The organism is Hyunsoonleella pacifica (assembly GCF_004310335.1).
Classification (GTDB): Bacteria; Bacteroidota; Bacteroidia; order Flavobacteriales; family Flavobacteriaceae; genus Jejuia; species Jejuia pacifica.
In genome coordinates this window covers 428,808-450,386 of the sequence record NZ_SIRS01000003.1, presented here as the reverse complement: position 1 = coordinate 450,386, position 21,579 = coordinate 428,808, and the positions used below count along the sequence as shown (strand labels likewise).

The 21,579-nt window shown below is 32.6% G+C and carries 17 protein-coding genes; 13 read left to right on the top strand and 4 right to left on the bottom strand.

Going from position 1 to position 21,579, the window contains the following annotated elements; genetic code table 11:
- Window positions 1–39 precede the first annotated feature (39 nt).
- Complete coding sequence (locus EYD46_RS08175) at window positions 40–1,050, bottom strand: S66 peptidase family protein (RefSeq protein WP_130936583.1); 1,011 nt, start codon at window positions 1,048–1,050, stop codon at window positions 40–42.
- A 69-nt stretch (window positions 1,051–1,119) separates the two neighbouring features.
- Here EYD46_RS08175 and metG point away from each other — a divergent pair, with 69 nt between their 5' ends.
- The 12 genes from metG to EYD46_RS08120 all read left to right on the top strand — a co-directional run bounded on the left by metG (window position 1,120) and on the right by EYD46_RS08120 (window position 13,046).
- Window positions 1,120–3,186: a methionine--tRNA ligase gene (gene metG / locus EYD46_RS08170; protein ID WP_130936582.1), complete on the top strand. Its 2,067-nt coding sequence runs from the start codon at window positions 1,120–1,122 to the stop codon at window positions 3,184–3,186.
- 10 nt (window positions 3,187–3,196) lie between these two features.
- Window positions 3,197–3,733 carry an RDD family protein gene (locus EYD46_RS08165; protein WP_130936581.1) on the top strand — a complete coding sequence of 179 codons (537 nt, stop codon included), beginning with the start codon at window positions 3,197–3,199 and terminating at the stop codon, window positions 3,731–3,733.
- 89 nt (window positions 3,734–3,822) lie between these two features.
- Window positions 3,823–4,398 (top strand): Crp/Fnr family transcriptional regulator, encoded by a 576-nt coding sequence (locus tag EYD46_RS08160; protein ID WP_130936580.1) that lies wholly within the window; start codon window positions 3,823–3,825, stop codon window positions 4,396–4,398.
- A 63-nt stretch (window positions 4,399–4,461) separates the two neighbouring features.
- Window positions 4,462–4,896, top strand: a complete 435-nt coding sequence (locus tag EYD46_RS08155; protein ID WP_130936579.1) for a carboxymuconolactone decarboxylase family protein — start codon at window positions 4,462–4,464, stop codon at window positions 4,894–4,896.
- Window positions 4,897–5,019: 123 nt separating this feature from the next.
- Complete coding sequence (locus EYD46_RS08150) at window positions 5,020–5,862, top strand: helix-turn-helix domain-containing protein (protein WP_130936578.1); 843 nt, start codon at window positions 5,020–5,022, stop codon at window positions 5,860–5,862.
- A gap of 290 nt (window positions 5,863–6,152) precedes the next feature.
- Window positions 6,153–6,329: a hypothetical protein gene (locus EYD46_RS17760; RefSeq protein WP_165454360.1), complete on the top strand. Its 177-nt coding sequence runs from the start codon at window positions 6,153–6,155 to the stop codon at window positions 6,327–6,329.
- Between the two features lie 123 nt (window positions 6,330–6,452).
- Window positions 6,453–7,001 carry a carboxymuconolactone decarboxylase family protein gene (locus tag EYD46_RS08145; RefSeq protein ID WP_130936577.1) on the top strand — a complete coding sequence of 183 codons (549 nt, stop codon included), beginning with the start codon at window positions 6,453–6,455 and terminating at the stop codon, window positions 6,999–7,001.
- Between the two features lie 88 nt (window positions 7,002–7,089).
- Entirely contained in the window at window positions 7,090–7,497 is a 408-nt protein-coding gene (locus tag EYD46_RS08140; protein ID WP_130936576.1) for a cupredoxin domain-containing protein, read from the top strand.
- 433 nt (window positions 7,498–7,930) lie between these two features.
- On the top strand, window positions 7,931–8,941 hold the full coding sequence (locus EYD46_RS08135) for a Gfo/Idh/MocA family oxidoreductase (RefSeq protein WP_130936575.1): 1,011 nt from the start codon (window positions 7,931–7,933) through the stop codon (window positions 8,939–8,941).
- A gap of 20 nt (window positions 8,942–8,961) precedes the next feature.
- Window positions 8,962–11,079 carry a Tex family protein gene (locus EYD46_RS08130; RefSeq protein ID WP_130936574.1) on the top strand — a complete coding sequence of 706 codons (2,118 nt, stop codon included), beginning with the start codon at window positions 8,962–8,964 and terminating at the stop codon, window positions 11,077–11,079.
- Window positions 11,080–11,258: 179 nt separating this feature from the next.
- Window positions 11,259–12,140: a DUF695 domain-containing protein gene (locus EYD46_RS08125; RefSeq protein ID WP_130936573.1), complete on the top strand. Its 882-nt coding sequence runs from the start codon at window positions 11,259–11,261 to the stop codon at window positions 12,138–12,140.
- Between the two features lie 3 nt (window positions 12,141–12,143).
- Window positions 12,144–13,046, top strand: coding sequence for a histone deacetylase family protein (locus EYD46_RS08120; RefSeq protein WP_130936572.1), 903 nt, complete (start codon window positions 12,144–12,146; stop codon window positions 13,044–13,046).
- Between the two features lie 10 nt (window positions 13,047–13,056).
- Here the strand turns inward: EYD46_RS08120 and EYD46_RS08115 are convergent, their stop codons facing one another.
- Both EYD46_RS08115 and EYD46_RS08110 read right to left on the bottom strand, forming a co-directional pair.
- Window positions 13,057–13,893: a 3'(2'),5'-bisphosphate nucleotidase CysQ family protein gene (locus EYD46_RS08115; RefSeq protein ID WP_130936571.1), complete on the bottom strand. Its 837-nt coding sequence runs from the start codon at window positions 13,891–13,893 to the stop codon at window positions 13,057–13,059.
- A gap of 2 nt (window positions 13,894–13,895) precedes the next feature.
- Entirely contained in the window at window positions 13,896–14,843 is a 948-nt protein-coding gene (locus tag EYD46_RS08110) for an oxidoreductase family protein (RefSeq protein WP_130936570.1), read from the bottom strand.
- A 118-nt stretch (window positions 14,844–14,961) separates the two neighbouring features.
- Here EYD46_RS08110 and EYD46_RS08105 point away from each other — a divergent pair, with 118 nt between their 5' ends.
- On the top strand, window positions 14,962–18,231 hold the full coding sequence (locus tag EYD46_RS08105; RefSeq protein WP_130936569.1) for a VCBS repeat-containing protein: 3,270 nt from the start codon (window positions 14,962–14,964) through the stop codon (window positions 18,229–18,231).
- Here the strand turns inward: EYD46_RS08105 and EYD46_RS08100 are convergent.
- The gene (locus EYD46_RS08100) at window positions 18,228–21,572 is read right to left on the bottom strand and encodes a VCBS repeat-containing protein (protein WP_130936568.1); all 3,345 of its coding nucleotides are present in this window, start codon (window positions 21,570–21,572) and stop codon (window positions 18,228–18,230) included. The genes EYD46_RS08105 and EYD46_RS08100 overlap by 4 nt on opposite strands.
- Window positions 21,573–21,579 lie beyond the last annotated feature (7 nt).

Here is a 21,579-nt window from a genome sequence, read left to right as displayed (position 1 = left end):
ACCCAAAAAGTACGTTCTATTTATATCAATGTAAGTGATTTAAAATAAAATTTCACTAGATGTTTTGTTGACTTTTAATGTAATAGTTCTACCCAAAATTAAAGCGCGATTATCTTTTTCATGACCAGCTTTCATATTAAAGGCAATGGGGAAATTGTATTCTGAAAGTACATCTAATATTAATTGTTCAATCGAGGAGCCCCAAGGTGTCGTATTACGCTTAATTTTTGTCATATCCCCAATAATTACACCTTTGCAGTTATCAAAATAACCAGCACGTTTTAAACTTTGTAACATGCGATCTATATGATATTTATACTCGCCTATTTCTTCAATAAAAAGAATTTTACCCGAAGTATCTAGGCTCGTTTTAGAGCCTAACATAGTATGTAAAATAGTTAAGTTGCCTCCAATAATAGGAGCAGAAACAGTTCCAGGGTTGTTGTATTTAGAGCCTTCTAATGTATAATTTAAAGGCTTACCAAAAAGAGCGTTTTTAAATGTTGAAATAGTTTCTTTTATAGTTGCAACATCATCTTGTAAGCTTGTGCACATCATTGCATGAAGCGATAGAAAGCCTAGATTGTGTAGTTCACTATGAATTGCTGTAATATCAGAATAACCAATAATCCATTTAGGACTTTCATTAAAATTGGTCCAATCTAGTTTATCTAAAATTCGTGCACTACCATAACCTCCTCGTGCACACCAAATGGCACGTATTGATTTATCATCCAAAGCATTTTGGAAATCCTCACAACGTTCATCATCAGTTCCGGCAAAATGCCTTCCTTGATTAAATATATGTTTGCCAACAACGGTATGTAATCCCCAACTTTTTAAAAGTGCTTTGGCTTTATTTATTTCGCCTTCTCTATTTTTTAAAATGCCTGCTGGTGCTACAATAGCTACGGTATCTCCTTTTTGTAAATATGATGGTTGTATCAAAACAGTATTAGATTTTTCAATTGTTGTTTGAGCATTATTAACTTTAATTCCTAAGAAAAAAAGAACACAAAATAAATTTAAGACTAGTAGGTTTTTCCGCATAATGTAAATGTACATTTTTTTTCTAAAAAGCCCTTAAAATGTGTACTTTTACGGCTTAATTTTAGACTGATGAGCAAACCAAAACGATATACAATTACTACGGCACTTCCTTATACTAACGGTCCAATTCATATTGGTCATTTAGCAGGGGTTTATGTGCCTGCTGATATCTATGCGCGTTATTTACGCTTAACAGGAAATGATGTGGCGTTTATTGGAGGAAGCGACGAACACGGTGTGCCCATTACCATTAAAGCAAAAAATGAAGGTGTTACACCACAGGATATTGTCGACAAATATCATGCAATTATAAAAAAGTCCTTTGAAGATTTTGGGATTACTTATGATAACTACTCCCGTACCTCTGCTCCTATTCATCATGACACAGCTTCTGAATTCTTTAAAACGTTGGATGCAAAAGGCGAGTTTATAGAGGAAACTACAGAGCAACTATACGATGAGGAAGCAAATCAGTTTTTGGCAGATCGTTTTGTAGTGGGTACTTGTCCTAAATGTGGATTTGAGGAAAGTTATGGTGACCAGTGTGAAAACTGTGGCACCAGTCACAATGCTACAGATTTAATTAATCCAAAATCGGCTATTACAGGAAATACACCAACTTTAAAGCAAACTAAACATTGGTTTTTACCTTTAGATAAGCATGAATCGTTTTTAAAAGAGTGGATTTTAGAAGGACATAAAAAAGATTGGAAGTCCAATGTTTATGGACAATGTAAATCTTGGATAGATGATGGATTACGCCCACGTGCAGTTACCCGTGATTTAGATTGGGGAATCCCTGTTCCCGCTGAAGGAGGAGAAGGAAAAGTGCTTTACGTATGGTTTGATGCCCCTATTGGATATATATCTTCTACCAAAGAGTGGGCTGCGCGAGAGGGAAAAGACTGGGAACCCTATTGGAAAGATAAAGACACTAAATTGGTACATTTTATAGGTAAAGATAATATTGTATTTCACTGTATTATATTTCCATCTATGTTGAAGGCAGAAGGCAGTTATATTTTGCCAGAAAATGTGCCAGCTAATGAATTTTTGAATTTAGAAGGCAATAAATTATCAACATCTAAAAATTGGGCCGTTTGGTTGCCTGAGTATTTAGAGGAGTTTCCAGGACAGCAAGACGTATTGCGCTATGCCTTAAATGCTAATGCACCAGAAACAAAGGATAACGATTTTACTTGGAAAGATTTTCAAGCGAGAAATAACAACGAGTTGGTAGCCATTTTTGGTAACTTCATTAACCGTGTGGTGGTGTTAACCAACAAGTATTACGAAGGAGTAGTTCCAGAACCTTCAGAATTTAATGACGTTGATGAGGAAACTTTGGCGGCTGTAAAAGCATACCCAGATGTTATTGCGAGTTCTATTGAGCGTTACCGCTTTAGAGAAGCAGGGCAAGAATTGATGAATTTAGCACGGTTAGGCAACAAATATCTAGCAGATGCCGAACCTTGGAAGGTTATTAAAGAAGATGAAGCCCGTACAAAAACCATTATGTATGTGGCGCTTCAAATAGCTTCTGCATTGGCAACGTTAAGTGAACCATTTTTACCATTTACCTCGGAGAAACTAAAACGTATCCTTTGTTATTCTGAACTTGATTCAGAATCTCAATGGAATGACATTAAAACTAATGAAGTTCTATTGCCGGCAAACCACAAAATAGGAAAAGCAGAATTGTTATTCTCTAAAATAGAAGATGCAACTATCCAAAAACAGTTAGATAAATTAGAAGCCAGTAAAAAAGCTAATGAAGCTGCGAATAAAAAAGTAGAACCACAAAAAGACACAATTACTTTTGAAGATTTTACAAAGTTAGATATCCGTGTGGGTACCATTTTAGAAGCTGAAAAGATGCCTAAAACTAAAAAGTTGTTAAAACTAAAGGTAGATACAGGGATTGATACACGTACCATTGTTTCTGGTATCGCCGAAAGTTTTTCTGCTGAAGAAGTTATTGGGAAGCGTGTTACTGTTTTAGTAAATCTAGCTCCAAGAGCCTTACGTGGAGTTGAGAGCCAAGGCATGATTTTAATGACGGAAACTCCAGAAGGTAAATTGGTATTTGTGAACCCCGATAATGCTAAGGTTGGGAATGGGTTGCAAATAAGTTAAGTTATTTATCATGATACAAAGAATAAATAGATTAGCATCGATGTTTTTGGATCATGTTACTATGTCTTTTGTATTAGTTCCGTTGATGATTGCTTTTTTTGTAGTAATGCAACTATTCGCAAAAGAATCTTACCCAGAATTTTTGTTTCAAAGTAATCGAATAGGTTATTCTGTGGCTTTTCTTCCATTTCTTGTTTATTTTCTGAAAGATTCTTATCGCGGTAAGAGTGTTGGAAAACGTACAATTGGGCTACAGGTGGTTAATTATAAAACGGGAGAGCCGGCAAATGCATTTCAATGTTTTGTAAGGAATTTATTTACTCCTATTTGGCCTCTTGAAGTTCTAGTTTCCATAATAAGTCCTAGTAGAAGATTAGGAGATATTTTTGCCTATACTAAAGTAATACCCTCGGAAAAAGAAAAATTTAAAAGTTTAATAGATGATGTAAAGAAAACAAGATTTTCTGTTTACTCAATTTTAATTTTAGTTGTTGGTCTAATATATTGTTACGGGCTTTCGTTTATAATGATAAAACTCCAAACATGAGTGTAGATTATCCTAATTATAAAAGGACTTTCATCGCGATACTATTTTAGCACTACATAAAACTTTAAAGAATACAAGGCCTATATCAAGTGAGTCATAAGTTATATAACCATATCAATAAATTTATTACTATTGATGAGAGTATATATGAGAATATAGCATCATTTTTTGAAATTGATTCAGTAAAAAAGAAAACTACTTTAACTGAATCTGGTACCACAAATTTTAGTACCTATTTTGTAATTGATGGTCTTTTACAAATGTATTTTATACGTGAAGATGGGGTAAAACAAACTATTCAGTTTGCTATTGAAGATTGGTGGATATGTGATTTTTTAGCATTTCACAAAACATCTAAAACAGATTTTTATATTGAAGCTATAGAAGAATCACAAATAATGAGTATTTCTAAAAGTAATTATGAATTGCTCTTGAAGGAATATCCTATAATGGAATCCTATTTTAGGAAGGTTTATCAAATAGCTTATGGCGCTTCCTTGGTAAAGTTTAAGTACCTGTTTAATTATTCCAAAGAAGATATTTATTTTCATTTTACAGAAAGCTTTCCTGAATTTGAACAAAGAGTTCCACAATATTTAATTGCTTCCTTTTTAGGTTTAACACCAGAATACGTTAGTAAAATTAGAAGACAAAAGCGTTCTTAAACCAGTTTAAGAAAATTAGATTTTTTCAGTTCTAGATTTGTTTCATAATTTAAAACAATAAAAATGGAACGAATTAATATTTATAAATCTAATCCAAAGGCATACAATGGCTTATTTGCATTAGAAAAGTTTATTGAGGAAAGCCCGCTGGATAAAAAGCAAATTTCTTTAATTAAGATGCGAGCATCTCAAATGAATGGGTGTTCTTATTGCTTAAACATGCATTCAAATGAGGCAATAAAAGCAGGAGAAACACATCAAAGACTACATTTATTACCTGCTTGGGAAGACACAAATTTATTTGATGAAACTGAAAAATTACTATTAAAGATTACGGAGGAAATAACATTGATTCATCATAATGGGTTAAAAGAAGATACTTATAAAAAAGCAACGGCTTTATTCGATGAACAAACAATTATAGCTATTATGATGGTAATAGCTACTATTAATATGTGGAATAGGATAGCAATAAGTACAAAGCTTCAAATAGATTAGCAGTCCTCTTCATAAAGTTAATTTAAACTCACTTTTATATAAAGGTGAGTTTTTTGTGGCCTATATTTTATCAAAAAATAAACTAAATATGTAATGTTTGTAAAAAGAATAGACTAACTCTACATGCAAAAAACATTCACTGAGTTTTCAACCAATGCCATTTTAAAAATAGGAGACGAAGAGCTTCTAGAATCTTATAAAACGCCTAAGCAACCAGATTTATATACATTTATAAGAACCACTAATTTTAAGGCTGAAATTATAGTAGATAGTATACCTTACACTATTGAGCCCAATAGTATTTTGGCGCTAACTGTAGTACAGTTTTTTGAGTTTGTTTCTGGTAAAGATTTGGTAGTGTATCAATTTAATAGAGAGTTTTATTGTATTAAAGATCACGATCAAGAAGTAAGCTGTGCAGGTTTATTGTTTTTTGGTAATGTTCATATTCCAATTATCGAGCTAGATGCTAAGGAGCGTAGAAAGCTTGATGTTTTACAAGAGGTGTTTTTAGATGAATTAGAAACTAAAGATACAATTCAGGCAGAAATGTTACGAATGCTAATGGCTCGTTTTATCATTATAAGTACACGATTACTAAAGGCCAAAGAAGGTTTTGTAGAAACCGCAAAGAATACTAAAATAGATTTACTGCGAGAGTTTAATATGTTGGTTGAATCTCATTTTAAAATTGAGCATAGTGTATCTTTTTATGCGGATAAGTTATTTAAATCTCCTAAAACATTATCCAATAATTTTGCTAAATTAAACACGAGTCCTCTACAAATTATCCACGAACGCATCATCCTTGAAGCAAAACGACTACTAATCTACACAGACAAAACAGCAAAGGAAATTGCCTATGATGTGGGTTTTGATGATGCCTCACATTTAAGTCGGTTATTTAAAAAACATACCGATTTATCGCCTTCAGACTTCAAGAAACAACTTAAAAAAGTTTCTTAGATTTTGGGCATGAGTATTTCCTCCTCTTGGAGGGGTTAAGAGGAAGGTTAATTTCATGCTACATTAAATATCCCATAAACTTATTTCTTAAAAATTTAAAATTAGTCTTGATTGTCAACAAAAAGACTAGAAAAGTACCAAGAATTTGAAAATTCTACCCTAGCTCCTCTATAGAGAAAAGCTCTTAAAACTTATAAAGGGAAAAATTGACATGCACTAGGGAGTTCTTTACATTTTATTGTCCTTGTCTTCCATGCATCTTTGTACTGTATAATTAAAACAACAAAATCATGAATTTAAAACATATATCAGTTTTCAATTTAATTGAAATATTTAGAGGACAAGGAAGAAAAGTGTTAAATACTATTTCGCCTAAAACACATTGTGAGCAAAAACATATTCACGATTTCTATTGTGATGCAGAAAGACCACATGTAGCAGATAATTCGATAACATCAAATTTGTAAAGGAAAAATTGACAAGTTAAAAGGAAATCATTGCATGGTGTAGCCTTTATAAGTGTTGCACTTTTGTACCAAGATATTTTAATAATAAAACATCAAATAAAATAAATTAAAAATTTAGAAAACATGAGCACATTTAATGTACCAACAAGAGAAGAAGTAAGTGAAAATAACCAAGTTATTTTTGATAATTTAAACAAAGCCTTGGGGTTTGTACCAAATTTATATGCAACCTATGCGTATAGTGATACAGCTTTAGAAAACTATTTAAATTTTTCAAACGCTAAAACATCATTATCAGCTAAGGAAAGAGAAGTGGTAAACTTAGCAGTAAGTGAAGTAAATAATTGTATTTACTGTTTATCTGCACATACAGCCATTGGAAAAATGAATGGTTTTACTGATGAGCAAATTTTAGAATTACGAGCTGGAGAAGCCTCTTTTAACGATAAGTTAGATGCTTTAGCAAGAATAGCTAGAAACATTACAGAAAACAGAGGTAAAACAGATGCTGCAGTTTTAGAAAATTTCTTTAGCGCAGGTTATTCTAAAGGAAACTTAATTGATGTGATTTCTTTGGTAGGAGATAAAACGATATCAAATTACATTCATAGTACAACTCAAGTTCCTGTAGATTTTCCTGAAGCTCAACCTTTACAAGCTGAGTTAGCATAAATATTAAATAAAATAGTAATAGAGGGTAACGCCCAAAAATTAATAATAGATAAATAACCAGAGCTAAAAGCTCACAACAATTAAAACAATGAAAAAAGTAATAGCAATTTTAGTAGTAGCATTAGGTTTCGCTTTCAATGGAAACGCACAAGATGAAATGATGAAAAAGGATAAGATGATGAAGGGAGAAACTGTAAAAACTATAGCTTTAGAGCAAACTGCGGGAGAATTTACGCAAAAGTCTTTAACAGTTAGTGAAGGAACTTATATCTTTTCTGTTTCAAACAACCATGTAGGTAAAGATGTAGGTTTAGTTTTAGTACCTAAAGGGAAAGATGCAAGTAAGCCAGAAAACCATATTGCAACAGCTTATGTAACAAGTGTAGTTAAAGATGGTGCAGTAGAAACATCTAAAGCTACCAAATTAACTAAAGGCGAATATGTATATTTTTGTCCACTAAATCCAACACCACAATACACACTTACTGTACAGTAAAGTGAGAGTTGATTAATAGTTGAGAAAGGTTGTCTTTATGTAAAGACAACCTTTTTTGTTAAAACACTTTTCTTCTTAGAAATTTAACATTTAAGCTTATTTAGATTTAATAAAAATAAATTATTTTTGCAGCAGATTTGATTACTGTATTTTACCGTGGGCAAAAAAAAGAAACAGAAAAAGGCAATAAAGAAATTACAAAAGTTGGGGATTGAACTTCCTGATAAAGTAAAAAGTAGTTGCTGTAAAAAGTTTAAAAAAGGCGAAAACAAACGCTGTAAAAAATGTCCTTGCTTCGATTTGATTAAGAAAGTGGCTTAAATGAAATAATAAAAGAGTGTTATATAAAACGCGTAATACCCAAAGGTTTTACGCGTTTTTTAGTAATTAGCTTTAAATTTGTTCAGCTACTATTGTTTAATTTACTTTTAAAATGAACACTAAAATAAAAACAGGAGTTTTATCTTTTGGAATGTCTGGAAGCTTATTTCACTGTCCTTTTTTAGAATCACATACTGGCTTCGAATTAACCGCTATAGTAGAAAGAAGTAAAAAGCAAGCGCATAAGCAATATACAAACATAAAGAGCTATGATAGTTTTGACGACCTGCTTAACGATACCACTATTGAATTAGTAGTTATAAATACGCCAAGCGCAACACATTTTGAGTTTGCTTTAAAAGCAATTCAACACAAGAAACATATACTTGTAGAGAAGCCATTGACAATAACAGCAGCTGATGCTAAAACCCTTTATCAAGAAGCAAAAAAAAGAAACTGTTTAATAATGCCGTTTCAAAACAGACGCTATGATAGCGATTTCTTATCTGTTAAAGGAGTAGTAGAGTCTGGTAAGTTAGGCAAATTAATAGAAGTTCATTTTCGGTATGATAGATATAAATATGCTCTTGGAGCTAACCTCAATAAAGAATTACCCATTCCTGGTAATGGCGTTTTATATAATTTAGTGCCTCACGCTTTAGATGCCGCCATAGCTTTATTTGGAATTCCTGAAGCTTGGGAAAAGACACTTCATGGAAATCGTCCAGAAACCCAAATTGATGATTATGCACACATACATCTTAAATATCCAAGTGGTTTACAAGTGTTTCTTACAGCAAGTCTTTTAGTGGCCAATGTGCAACCTGCCTTTGTGTTGCATGGTGCTAAAGGTTCCTATATTAAAGAAAGAACAGATGTTCAAGAAACACAATTACAGGCGGGAATAAAACCTAATAATCCATTATTTGGAGTTGAAGCGGTTGGGAAAGAAGGTATTCTAACAACCATAAAAGATCAAGTTAAAACTCAGGAGAAAATAGCACCTACAAAATCATCGTATTTGAATATTTTTGAAGCCGTTTATCAAACCATTCGAAATAAGGCGCCTTATCCAGTAACTGAAATACAGGTTGTTAAACAGATAGAAATTCTAGAAGATTAAAAAAACATGTTTTTAGTTAGATGATACCATTTATTACTACCCAAACGAAACTTCCAGAGCAATCTGTAAAAAATACCATAGCATTACTTAACGAAGATTGTACCATCCCTTTTATTTCTAGATATAGAAAAGAGCGTACAGGGAATTTAGATGAAGTTCAAATAGCTGAAATCGTTAAGTTTAAAGAACAATTTGAAGCTTTAGAAAAACGAAAAAAAGCCATTTTAAAGGCTTTACATGAACAAGGTGTTTTAACTGTGACGTTGCAACAAAAAATAGATGGCTCTCAAGATTTAACAACCCTTGAAGATGTTTATTTGCCTTATAAAAAAAGCCGAAAAACCAAGGCAGAAAAAGCAAGACAAAATGGATTAGAGCCTTTGGCAAAAATTATTATGAGCCAGAATGCAAATGCTATTGAATCTATAGCAAATAGGTATTTAAAAACAGGTGTAAATACTGTGGAAGATGCTCTTGAAGGCGCAAGGCATATTATTGCAGAGTGGATTAATGAGCGTACAGATATTCGTAATAATCTCCGTCGTCAATTAGGGCGTTTTGCAATCATTGTTACAAAAGTAATTAAGACCAAAGCAGACACTGAGGATGCTCAAAAATTTAGAGACTATTTTGATTGGGAAGAAAGCTTAAGCAGAATACCTTCGCACAGACTTTTGGCTATTTTAAGAGCTGAAAAAGAAGGGTTTATTAGAGTGAAAATTCAAATAGACAAAGATAGAGCTTTGGATGCCATTGAGAGACGCATTATTAAAAATAGTAATGCTTGCACAGAACAGATTGAAATAGCAATAGAAGATGCTTACAAACGCTTGCTATTTCCATCGTTAAGCAAAGAAACTTTGCAAATAGCAAAAGAAAAGGCTGATGAGGCTGCCATTTCTGTATTTGCTAAAAATTTAAAACAATTGTTATTAGGTTCTCCATTAGGTGAAAAACGAGTTTTAGCAATAGACCCAGGATTTAGAACAGGATGTAAAATTGTATGTCTCGATGCACAAGGGCAATTAAAATATAACGAAACCATATATCCTCACCCACCAAAAAACGATAGTATAGGTGCGATGAAAAAAATAAGTTCACTAGCTGATGCTTATAAAATTGAAGCAATAGCTATTGGAAACGGTACAGCGTCTAGAGAAACCGAAGCGTTAATTAGAAAAGTACATTTTAAAAACGATGTACAGGTTTTTGTGGTTAGTGAAGCTGGAGCAAGTATTTATTCTGCGTCTAAAATTGCTCGTGAAGAATTTCCAAACTATGATATTACGGTTCGTGGTGCTATTTCTATTGGTAGACGTTTACAAGATCCATTAGCAGAATTAGTTAAAATTGATGCAAAATCTATCGGTGTAGGGCAATACCAGCACGATGTAGACCAAACTAAACTTCAAAAACAATTGGATATTGTTGTTGAAAATTGTGTAAATGCTGTTGGTGTAAATATCAATACGGCAAGTAAATCGTTATTAAGCTATGTATCTGGCATTGGTACTAAACTAGCAGAAAATATATTTGATTATAGAAATGAGAATGGAGTGTTTACATCTCGAGACACTATTGAAAGTGTACCTCGTTTAGGTGGAAAAGCGTTTGAGCAAGGTGCAGCCTTTTTAAGAATTAAAGATGCTAAAAACCCGTTAGACGATTCTGCTGTGCATCCTGAAAGCTATACTATTGTAACCAAAATGGCTAAAGATTTAGGGGAAAGTGTATCCAATATTATTGGTAACAAAACGCTACTTCAAAAAATAAATTTAGATACCTATTGCACAGATGACGTTGGCCTACCAACATTACAAGACATCATAAAAGAGCTTGAAAAACCAGGTTTGGATATTCGGGAACAGGCCAAAGTATTTACTTTTAATAAAAATATAAAAACAATTACAGATTTGCAGGAGGGGCAATTACTGCCAGGGATTGTTAATAACATTACCAATTTTGGGTGTTTTGTAGATATTGGTATTAAAGAAAGTGGTTTAATTCATGTTTCCAACCTATCAGATGCGTTCGTGAAAGATGTTAATGAACATGTACATTTACACCAACAAGTTATTGTGAAAGTATTGCAAATAGATGCGCCACGTAAGCGCATTCAATTAAAGTTGCATAAGTAATTGACTGCCCAATTTACCAAAATATTCAACTAAATAAGTATGCGTTTTTTTCTGATAAGTAGAGGTTTAAGTAACACATAATTTATTTGAAATCAATGTTTGTTCTTTATTCTATTTTGTTATAAGTTAGTTGCTTAAAGCAACCAATTTAATTACATAACTCTAACTCAACATTAATAATGAAACTACTTTTGTATTCATTAAGGCGTTTATATCCTAAGACAAACATTCTGTCCAATATTTTAAAAAAGAGTGCTGTTTATATTTTAGGTTTATTTTTATGTGCTAACCTAGTGTCTCAAGTAAAAACAGAGCATTGGGAAACATATATGGCTTCATACGAAAATGGAAAGCCAGGTTCTACTACTATTAGAATGGATTTAATAGATAAAGCTCCTGTTGAAGATTATAACTATGTTTTGGTAACAGGAGTGAATTATGAAAGTGAACGTGAAGATGGTTTGCCAAAAGGCGATGTAACATTTAAATTATTACATACGATAGATGATGCTCTTCAAGCATTTTTGAATAAAGAGATAGAATGCATATTGGTTGGATCTTTTACTCATAATTTTGAACGGTTAGGATATTTTTATTTGAAATCTAACGAAGATGTTAAAGAAAAAGTTGAGGCCTTTTATAAAGAACACTATCCAGATAAAACCTATTATCTTAATATAAAGGAAGATAAAGAATGGCAGTATTATAAAGAGTTTTTGTATCCAAATGAAAAAACGCAGAACTATATGTTGGATGTTCGTCTTATAAATGAATTAAAGGAAGCTGGCGACGATATAACCAAGGAAAGACGAGTTGACCATTGGATGTATTTTAGAAATGAAGAAGATCTAGACCGCTTTACGGAAGATATTATCAAATTAAATTTTAAAATAGAGTTTTCAGGAAGAAAAGGAGTTGCTAAATTCCCGTATAGTTTACAATTTTACAAATACAATAAAGCAGATATTGATACGATTAACCCAATTACATCTATGTTACAAAAAATGGCTAAAAAGTACAATGCTAAATATGACGGTTGGGAAACCATTATAACCAATTAATGCATGCTAAAAATAGCTTACCACCCTATTTACAAGCATCCTTTACCAGAGGGACATCGTTTTCCAATGATTAAATATGAGCTTTTGCCTGAACAATTAATGTATGAAGGTACATGTGGTAATACTAATTTTTTTAAACCTACTATTCCAGACGATACACATATTTTAAGAGCGCATACCAAAGTATATTTAGATAGCTTAAAGAGTTTAAGCTTAGATGCAAGAGCGGCTAGAAAGGTAGGGTTTCCGTTAAGTGACGCTTTAGTAAAACGAGAAGTTATTATTGCTGATGGTACTATAAAGGCTAGTGAATTTGCATTAAAATACGGCATAGCAATGAATATTTCTGGTGGCACACACCATGCATATTCCAATAGAGGGGAAGCCTTTTGTTTATTGAACGACCAAGCTATTGGAGCACGTTATTTATTACATGAAAAGCGAGTTTCAAAAGTTTTGATAGTCGATTTAGATGTGCATCAAGGTAATGGTACCGCAGAAATTTTTCAAGATGATAAAAATGTGTTCACATTTTCTATGCATGGTAAAGGCAACTACCCGTTTAAAAAAGAACAGAGTGATTTAGATATAGCTTTGGAAAATGGTACAGATGATGACACCTATTTATCTATTTTAAAAGAAACACTACCTAGGTTAATCAAAGAAGAACAGCCTGATTTTATTTACTATTTATGTGGTGTTGATGTAGTAGCATCAGATAAATTGGGAAAATTAGGAATGACTTTAGAAGGTTGTAAAGAACGAGATCGTTTTGTACTACAGAGCTGTAAAAACAACAAAATACCTGTGATGTGTTCTATGGGCGGTGGTTATTCTACAGATATTAAAATTATTATTGAAGCGCATGCTAATACATTTCGGTTAGCGCAGGAGATTTTCTTCTAAATTTTATATACTATTTTTTGCTATTCAGCATTAAGTTGGCAAAAAAAACACCTTCATGATTCATAAAAGTGTTACCTTCTTTGTTTAAATCTAATATTTCCCCTTTAAAATTTGTTGCAGCTATACCTAACTCATTGTAAATACATGCTGTAGCGGCAAAATCCCAAATACTGCCCCCTCCAATTTCTTTTTTAGGTAGTTTTAAAAAGCATGCAGGTCCGTTTTCGATAACTAAAATTGCACACATTACAGCACCTGTCCCAGAAATTTCTTTTATGTTTTTTAGAGCTAAATTAGATTTATACGTGTTAAGTATATTCTGGATTTTGGTAAAATTTGGTGTATCACTTAATTTTTTATCGGTTATATAAGTTAGATGCTTATTTGAGTTTTTAATTTTCCATCGTCTTCTGTTTTTATAAGCCCCATATCCCTTTATGGCATGGTATAGTGTTTCCGTACTAGGATCAAATACAACGCCAATTACTGGCATACCATCTCTCGAAATTAAAGCAATAGCAACAGAAAACCCAGGGTGTTTATTGATAAAGGCTAGTGTGCCATCCATGGGGTCAATACACCAAAAGAAAGGTTTTTTAAATCTGCTTCCATCATCATTTGTTTCTTCAGATAATAAACCAATATCAAATCTTTTACAGGTTGGTATTAAATGTGAAAGGATGATGCTTTCACATTCGCGATCTACTTTTGTGACTACTTGGGAGGCGTAGGTTGATCCTCCTTCTTTCTGTTCTACAGCAATATTATCATCCTTATACTTTTGAATAATCTTTCCAGCTGAAAGTGCTGCTTCAATAGCAATATTTGCTAAATGTTGTAAGTCCATTTCTAGAGGCTTTTAATAACTTCAGTAGTAATACGTTCGCTATAACTATTAATTTTCCAGTGACCAGGACTCCAGCCTTTTAAAAACCGATGGAAATCGGCCCAAGCTACTTGGTATAAACCTCGCCATTCGTTTTCAAGAGCTTTATTTGTTTTACCAAGGGCTTTATGTAAATGTTTAAAATACGTATCCAAAACTTTTGATTCCAAATGTTCGCAATCTCTCTCATTGAGGCAACTTCCAATAAAATAGGCAACATCTTTCATTCCGCATCCGCCACCCACATATTGAAAATCTACACCAGACACTGCTCCGTTTTCAGAAAAACAAAAGTTTGCCAATTTTGCATCGCCATGAACAAATGTTTTAAAGCTACAGGAATTCAGTTTTTTATCAATAGCAATAGCGTAATTCTTCAGCGATTCATCTTGTAAGGCTTCTAATTCTTGAGGTCTAGTGTCTAAGTGCCAGTAGGTTCCAATATCCCAAAGTCCGTTTGGGGTTTCTCCTAAATAACTTGCATGAAATTGTGCCAACCATTCTAAACAGGTCTCTATATCTTCCCATGCTACGTTATGTTTACGTAATGGAAAACCTGCTCTGTCTAAATCTTCAAGAACTATAAGTACTTCATCATGGTAAGTTTCAACAGTAAAACACTCAGGTAAACGTGCCATACTATGTTTACTGTATAGCTTGTACCAATTAGTTTCTACCTCGTAAGACTTTAATTTTCTTTGATGCCCAATATCTGTATTCCATCCTCTAGGATGTGTATTGCCTATAGGTAGCTGTACATGTTTTACAACAACACTTTCTAAAGTAGCGTTTTCTAATGAAACACGAATAATTTTACCATAGCCACTCCATAACTCTTGGATGATTTCTTTTTCAAATAAAGAAGAAGCTCCTGTTTTCTTTAAAATGGCAGATTTAAAATAATCATTCATACACTATCAAAGGTAGTAAATAGAGATTTTCTCTATATCCTTTTTTAAGCTTAAGAGTTATTTCTTTTAGATTAATCCATACGGATTTTATTATCTTGGTTAAAAAGTTGAGAAATTAATGTGTATTAGAAAGATTACTTACATTTTTATTGTAATAGCCTTCTTATCATGTAAAGACAGATTACCACGACCTTATCTTGATGGTAAAAACACCTTGTTTACAAATATTCCATCTTCTCATTCTAATATAAATTTTAAAAATATAGTTGAGGAAACACCAGAGTTTAATTTTTTGAATTACACATATATCTACAACGGAGGAGGTGTAGCTGTAGGAGATATTAATAACGATGGGTTGGAGGATATTTACTTTACATCCAACCAAAACTCAAATAAGTTATATGTCAACAAAGGCAATTTTGTTTTTAAAGATATCACTAAATCTGCTGGTGTAGAAGACGATAATGGGTGGTCTACAGGTGTATCTATGATTGACATTAACAACGATGGTTGGTTGGATATTTATGTGTGTAAATCGGCTTCGATAAAAGATAGAAACTTAAGACAGAATAAATTGTATATCAATCAAAAAAACAGCACTTTTAAAGAGGAAGCTTTAAACTATGGGCTTAAAGACAATGGGTTTTCCACTCAAGCTTATTTTTTCGATTATGATAAAGATGGCGATTTAGATATGTATTTGGTTAACCATAGTTTGGAAAACAAAATGCAAACATTATTAAGCCCTAGCCTGCAAACCAGATTAACAAAAGACGATTTAGACCGATTATTTAGAAATGACAATGGTAAATATATTGATGTATCTAAATCAGCCGGGATACAAAACCAAAAAGCTTGGGGATTAAGCGCATCTGTTGGTGATTTTAATGATGATAACTGGCCAGATGTTTATGTAGCAAACGATTTTTTAGAACCTGATTTTTTATTTATTAACAACCAAGATGGTACGTTTACAGATGAAATTTTAACCCGATTCAAGCACATTTCGAACAATAGTATGGGCTCTGATTTTGCAGATATTAATAATGATTTAAAATCAGATTTAGTAGTTTTAGATATGCTAGCAGCTGATAGAAAACGAGGGAAGGAAAACATGGCAACTATGAGTACTGCTAAATTTAACCGTATGGTAAATAGAGGTTGGCATTATCAATATATGTCTAATATGTTACAATTGAATAATGGAGATGGGACTTACAGTGATATAGCACAATTTTCTGGTGTGGCAAAAACCGATTGGAGTTGGGCACCATTAATTGCAGATTTTAACAATGATGGCTTTAATGATTTGTTTGTAACCAATGGTATTGAAAAAGATATTGCTAATCAAGACTTTAGGAAGCAAATGAAAGGGAAGTTGTCAAGATATGATGAAAAGAAAAACCTTGAAACAGCATTACAAATAATCCCTTCAGAGAAGCTAGCCAATTACATGTTTGTAAATGAAAATGGTTACACTTTTAAAGATGTTTCTAAAGATTATGGGTTTGATGCTAAAATAAATTCTAATGGTGCCGCGTATGCGGATTTAGATAATGATGGCGATTTGGATTTAGTATTGAATAACCAAACTGATAAAGCAACTGTGTATCGAAATAATAGTGCTTCTAATTATTTGAAAGTAAGTTTAGAAGGGGCTGTAAAAAACAAAAATGCTATTGGTGCTACAGTTTTAGTTTTTGCAGATAGTTTAAAGCAAGCAAAACAGGTTTATGCAGCTAGAGGCTATCAATCTTCGGTTAGTTATAATTTGATTTTTGGTTTAGCAGGTGTTGAAACGATTGATAGTTTAAAAGTAGTTTGGGATGATGGGCAAACAGAGTTTTTAACAGGAATTACTGCAAATCAGCATGTAAAGTTAAAATATAAAAATGCCAAGAAACCTTATAAAGTAAAGAAAGAAAGTAGATCTTTTTTTAAACCCGTTTCAGCATTAGAATTTGGAATTAATTATAGACATAAATCAGTCAACTTTAACGATTACAAATTACAAGTATTATTACCGCAAAAGCAATCTACAATTGATGCTGCTATAGCTATAGCTGATATAAATAATGATGGTTTAGAGGATTTGTTTATTGGTAATACTACTGGCTATCCCGCACAAATGTATCTTCAAAATAGTTTAGGTAAATTCACTTTAACAAATCAAGCTTTGTTTGCAATAGATAAAGTATATAATGACAATAGTGCTCTGTTTTTTGATGCTGATAACGATGGCGATTTAGATTTATATGTCACTTCGGGAAACTATAGTTTGCCTGAAAATGATAAGCTCCTGCAAGATCGTTTATACATTAATAATGGTAAAGGCAAATTTTCAAAAGGACACCTTCCTAAAATGCTAAGTGTTACCAAGGCTATTACTACAAGTGATTTTGATAATGATGGCGATTTAGATCTATTTGTTGGCGGTAGAGTGGTTTCAGGCAAATATCCTCAAGCTCCAGAATCTTATTTATTAGAAAACAGAAATGGCTTTTTTGTTAATGCAACAAATAAAAGAGCAAAAGCATTACAAAATTTAGGATTAGTAAATGATGCTATATTTTCAGATTATGATGCAGATGGAGATCAGGACCTCATATTAGTTGGAGAATGGCTACCAGTTACATTTTTTAATAATAAAAAAGGTGTTTTCACAAAAGAAGGACTAACTACTAATTCTAAAATAGGTTGGTATCAAACTATAAAAAATATAGATTTTGATGCCGATGGAGACGAAGATTATTTCGTAGGTAATTTTGGGGAAAACAATAAATTTAACCTTTCTAAAGAAAAACCATTGCATATTCATGCCAATTATTTTGATGATAACGACAGTTATGATATCGCATTGAGTAAAGCCTATGGCAGGAATTTATTTCCGCTTCGTGGTAAAGAATGCTCCACAGAGCAAACCCCATTTTTAAAGGATAAAATTGGCACGTATAAAGACTTTGCTAATTCCAATATTTTTGAAGTTTATGGAAAGGAAAGTATAGATAATGCATTGCATTTAACAGCTACTACATTTAGTTCGTATTATATAGAAAATAAAGGTAACTCCAATTTTGAATTTTATCGGTTACCTGATAAAGCTCAATTTGGACCAACTTTAGATTTTGAATTTTTAGATCTTGACGAAGATAAATCTCTAGAGGTTTTAGGTGTAGGAACTGTGCATGATGCTGAGGTAGAAACTATTCGTTATGATGCATCACAAGGCTACGTTTTAAAGACTAATAGTAATTTAAAATTTAAAAATTTAGCGCAGACTATTTCAAATGCAGCAACAAAAGCTATTGAGCAAATTTGGATAAATAATGAGTTATATTTAGTAGTTTTTAATGCTGATAACGAACTGAGTTTTTTTAAAATAAACTAAGGTTGGTTTTTTAATAGTTTAATTTGTGCATCATTAATGCCTACAAGAACCCCTTTGCTGTTTTTACCATTTACAGGCCCTAATGTTATTTTTTTTAGTGTTTTAACATTGTAGGGTAATACAATACCGCTCTGCTGAGGTTGTAACGCAGAGAAGGTTGAATTATTTTCATTTTTAAATAACATTCCTATTGAGGCATCTGCTCTTGTCGTTTCTATTTCAACATTAAATTTATTTCCAGCTAATACTATATCGATATAGTCGTTATTGGAGAAATCATCTAATACAATGCTTTGTACTGTTGAGTATTGCGCTTGGTAAGGAAGGTTTTGTGCTTGTAGTGTGCCATTGTTATTTATTAGCATAATACTTCGAAATATATAGGCTTTGTGCTTTTCTGAAGTTAATGTTTTGTCATTAAGAATAGTACCCAAATCGGCTCTTGCAAACTCATTATAGGTTTTAAACTTTTTAGAGATAATTGGGAGTTGCTGAGATGAACATTCTTTGCCTCTTATAGGAACAATTTTGTCTTTATAATTTTTGGCAAGAAATACATCATTAGTGCCATTGTTATCGTAATCTGAAGCAAAAACATAAAAGGGCTTCTTTTCACTAGCTTTAAACTTATAGTTTTCGCCTAAGTTACCTAGTACTAGATCTATATCTCCATCGGCATCAATATCCTTTGCGGTTATAGCATTCCACCACCCATTAGTTTTATTTAAACTTGGAAGATTTTTATCTTGAAATACGCCATTTTTAAAGTGAAATGCAGATATAGGCATCCACTCACCTACTATAAATAATTCGTTTTTAGAGTCTCCATCAATATCTGTCCAGACAGCATCTGTAACCATGCCTACTTCTTCTAATGCTTTACCATGAGATACAGTTACATCTTTAAAAGTGCCGTTGTTGTTTTGTAATAAGAAGCTTTTTGGCGTATTTGGATAACGATTTGGTGTTAAGCGACCACCAACAAAAAGATCTAAATCCCCATCTTCATCATAATCTAAGGGAATTACGCAGCCACCGCTTGAGTTGATGTTAGGAAGATTTTTAGATTTTATAAACCTGCCGTACCCATTGTTTATATAAAGCCTGTCATGATAATTTTTGGAGTTTTCATTAAATTCATTACCACCACTAACCACATATAAGTCTGGGTATCCGTCGTCATTAGCATCAAAAAAAGTAGCAGCTGTATCTTCGTGGATTTTATCTTTTAAAATAGCTGTTTGAGAGGTTGGATAAAAGGTATTGTTTGCTTTTTGGACATATATAGCTCCACTTTGGTTGGTGGCACCTCCTACAAAAAAATCTTCGTAACCATCATTATTAATATCGGCTACAGTAATACAGGGGCCTTCAGTTGATAGTTTGTGGGGTAATAGTATTTGTTGCTCAAAATCATCAAAAGTATTCTCTTTATGAGTAAACGCATGTTTTGGGAAAGCACTTGATGTGATATCCTTAAAAATAGGAGCTTTAGGCTTGTTTACTTTTTGTGTTTTGTGTGTAGCGGTATTGTAATTTATAATTTGATGGGTGTTAATGCCAATATTGGTTGATAAACTTGTTTTCTTATCAGGCCAGATTACTTTAACAGAGTCTATATTATTGGTTTTGCCAAGACCAAAATGGGCAATAGGCTCTACTGATGATAGATAACCGCGTACATTTTTAAGCTCATGGTATTGTATGCCTTCTTTGGTATAAACAGTAATTTTGGCACCTAAACCAGAGCCGTTGTGTAATGGACCTTCTAACTTTATCTTTAGAAAATTATGTTCTAATTTTTCAGCATCGTTTCTGTATATGAATGCGGCATCATTAATATTATTAACTACTAAGTCTAAATCTCCATCATTGTCTAAATCCCCAACAGCAGCACCATTAGAGAGACTTATTTGTTCCAATCCCCAAGCCTCAATTTTGTCTGTAAATTTTAAATTACCCTCATTTTTATAAATATAGTTATGAATCTTGTTTTCATTAAATAGGTTTACAATATGGGTAACATTTTCGTTTTTGGAGCGTTGCTTTTTTTCTTTTGAATTGATGTATTTAGAAAATTTAGCTGAGGCATCTTTATCGAAAATATCCCTTCTAAAACCATTAGTTATAAAAATATCTCTTAAGCCATCATTGTCAAAGTCGCTACCTAAGCAGGACCAGCTCCAATCTGTTTTATCTATACCTGCATATTGTGCAACCTCACTAAAAAAGCCATTACCATTATTAATTTGCAACATGTTATGCATGTATTGGTGGTGGTTTCCTTTTTCTAGGATACGTTTGTAAGCACCAACATCCATTGTAGCCATGGTTGTTTTTGCCCTTATATGATCTGATGAGGTCATGTCTAGCTCAATTAAGTCTTCTAGACCATCATTATTAAAATCTACAACGTCTATTCCCATTCCGTAAAATGCCACATGATTACTAAATGATTGTATGTTTTGGGAAAATGTTTTATTGCCTTTATTTTGGAAAAAGTAATCGCTTTCAAAATAATCATTAGCGACATAGATATCGCTGAAACCATCATTGTTAATATCTGAAGTAGCAAGTCCTAACCCATAAGCAAACGTGTTGTTGATACCAGCTTTTAAACCTATTTCCTTAAAGCTACCATTTACATTTTCGTAAAGTTTATCTCTGTGTAGATCGCTTTGTTCTTTTTTCCCTTTTGCAATGGCGTCATGACTCAAGAAAAATTTTCTTGGACGGTTGGTAACGTACAAGTCTAAGTCATTATCATTATCCATATCAAAAAAAGAGGCCATCATAGAATAGCCTTTGTCTGCAATATTGTAAGCTTTTGCTTGTTCTGTGAATGTGTTGTCTTTATTATTTATGTAAAGTAAATTGGTGCGTGCTGCATCAGTATCTTTTCTTCCGCCACGGCATACATAAATGTCTAAAAAGTTATCTCCATTTACATCGGCCATCACAACGCCATTATCCCAGCCTTTTTTATTTGTAATACCTGCACTAGTTGTAATATCTTCAAATTTAAAATTACCTTTATTTAAATAGAGTTTATTCGCTACTTGATTTCCTGTAAAAAAAATATCAGATAGTCCATCATTATTAATATCTCCAATAGCTACTCCACCACCATTATAAGCGTAGTTGTATACGATAAAAAAATTGTTGGCGTCTTCTGTGATATGGTTGTTAAAATAAACGCCTGTTTGTTTCGCATCGAGACTTTTAAACAGTGGTTCCTGTTTAACATTGACTTGTTTTTCCTCTTTTTTGCAGCCAATTAATACGATTAGTATTAAAAACACGGTACAAATGGATGTAAAATGAAGGTTGTATTTCGTCATGAGTTAA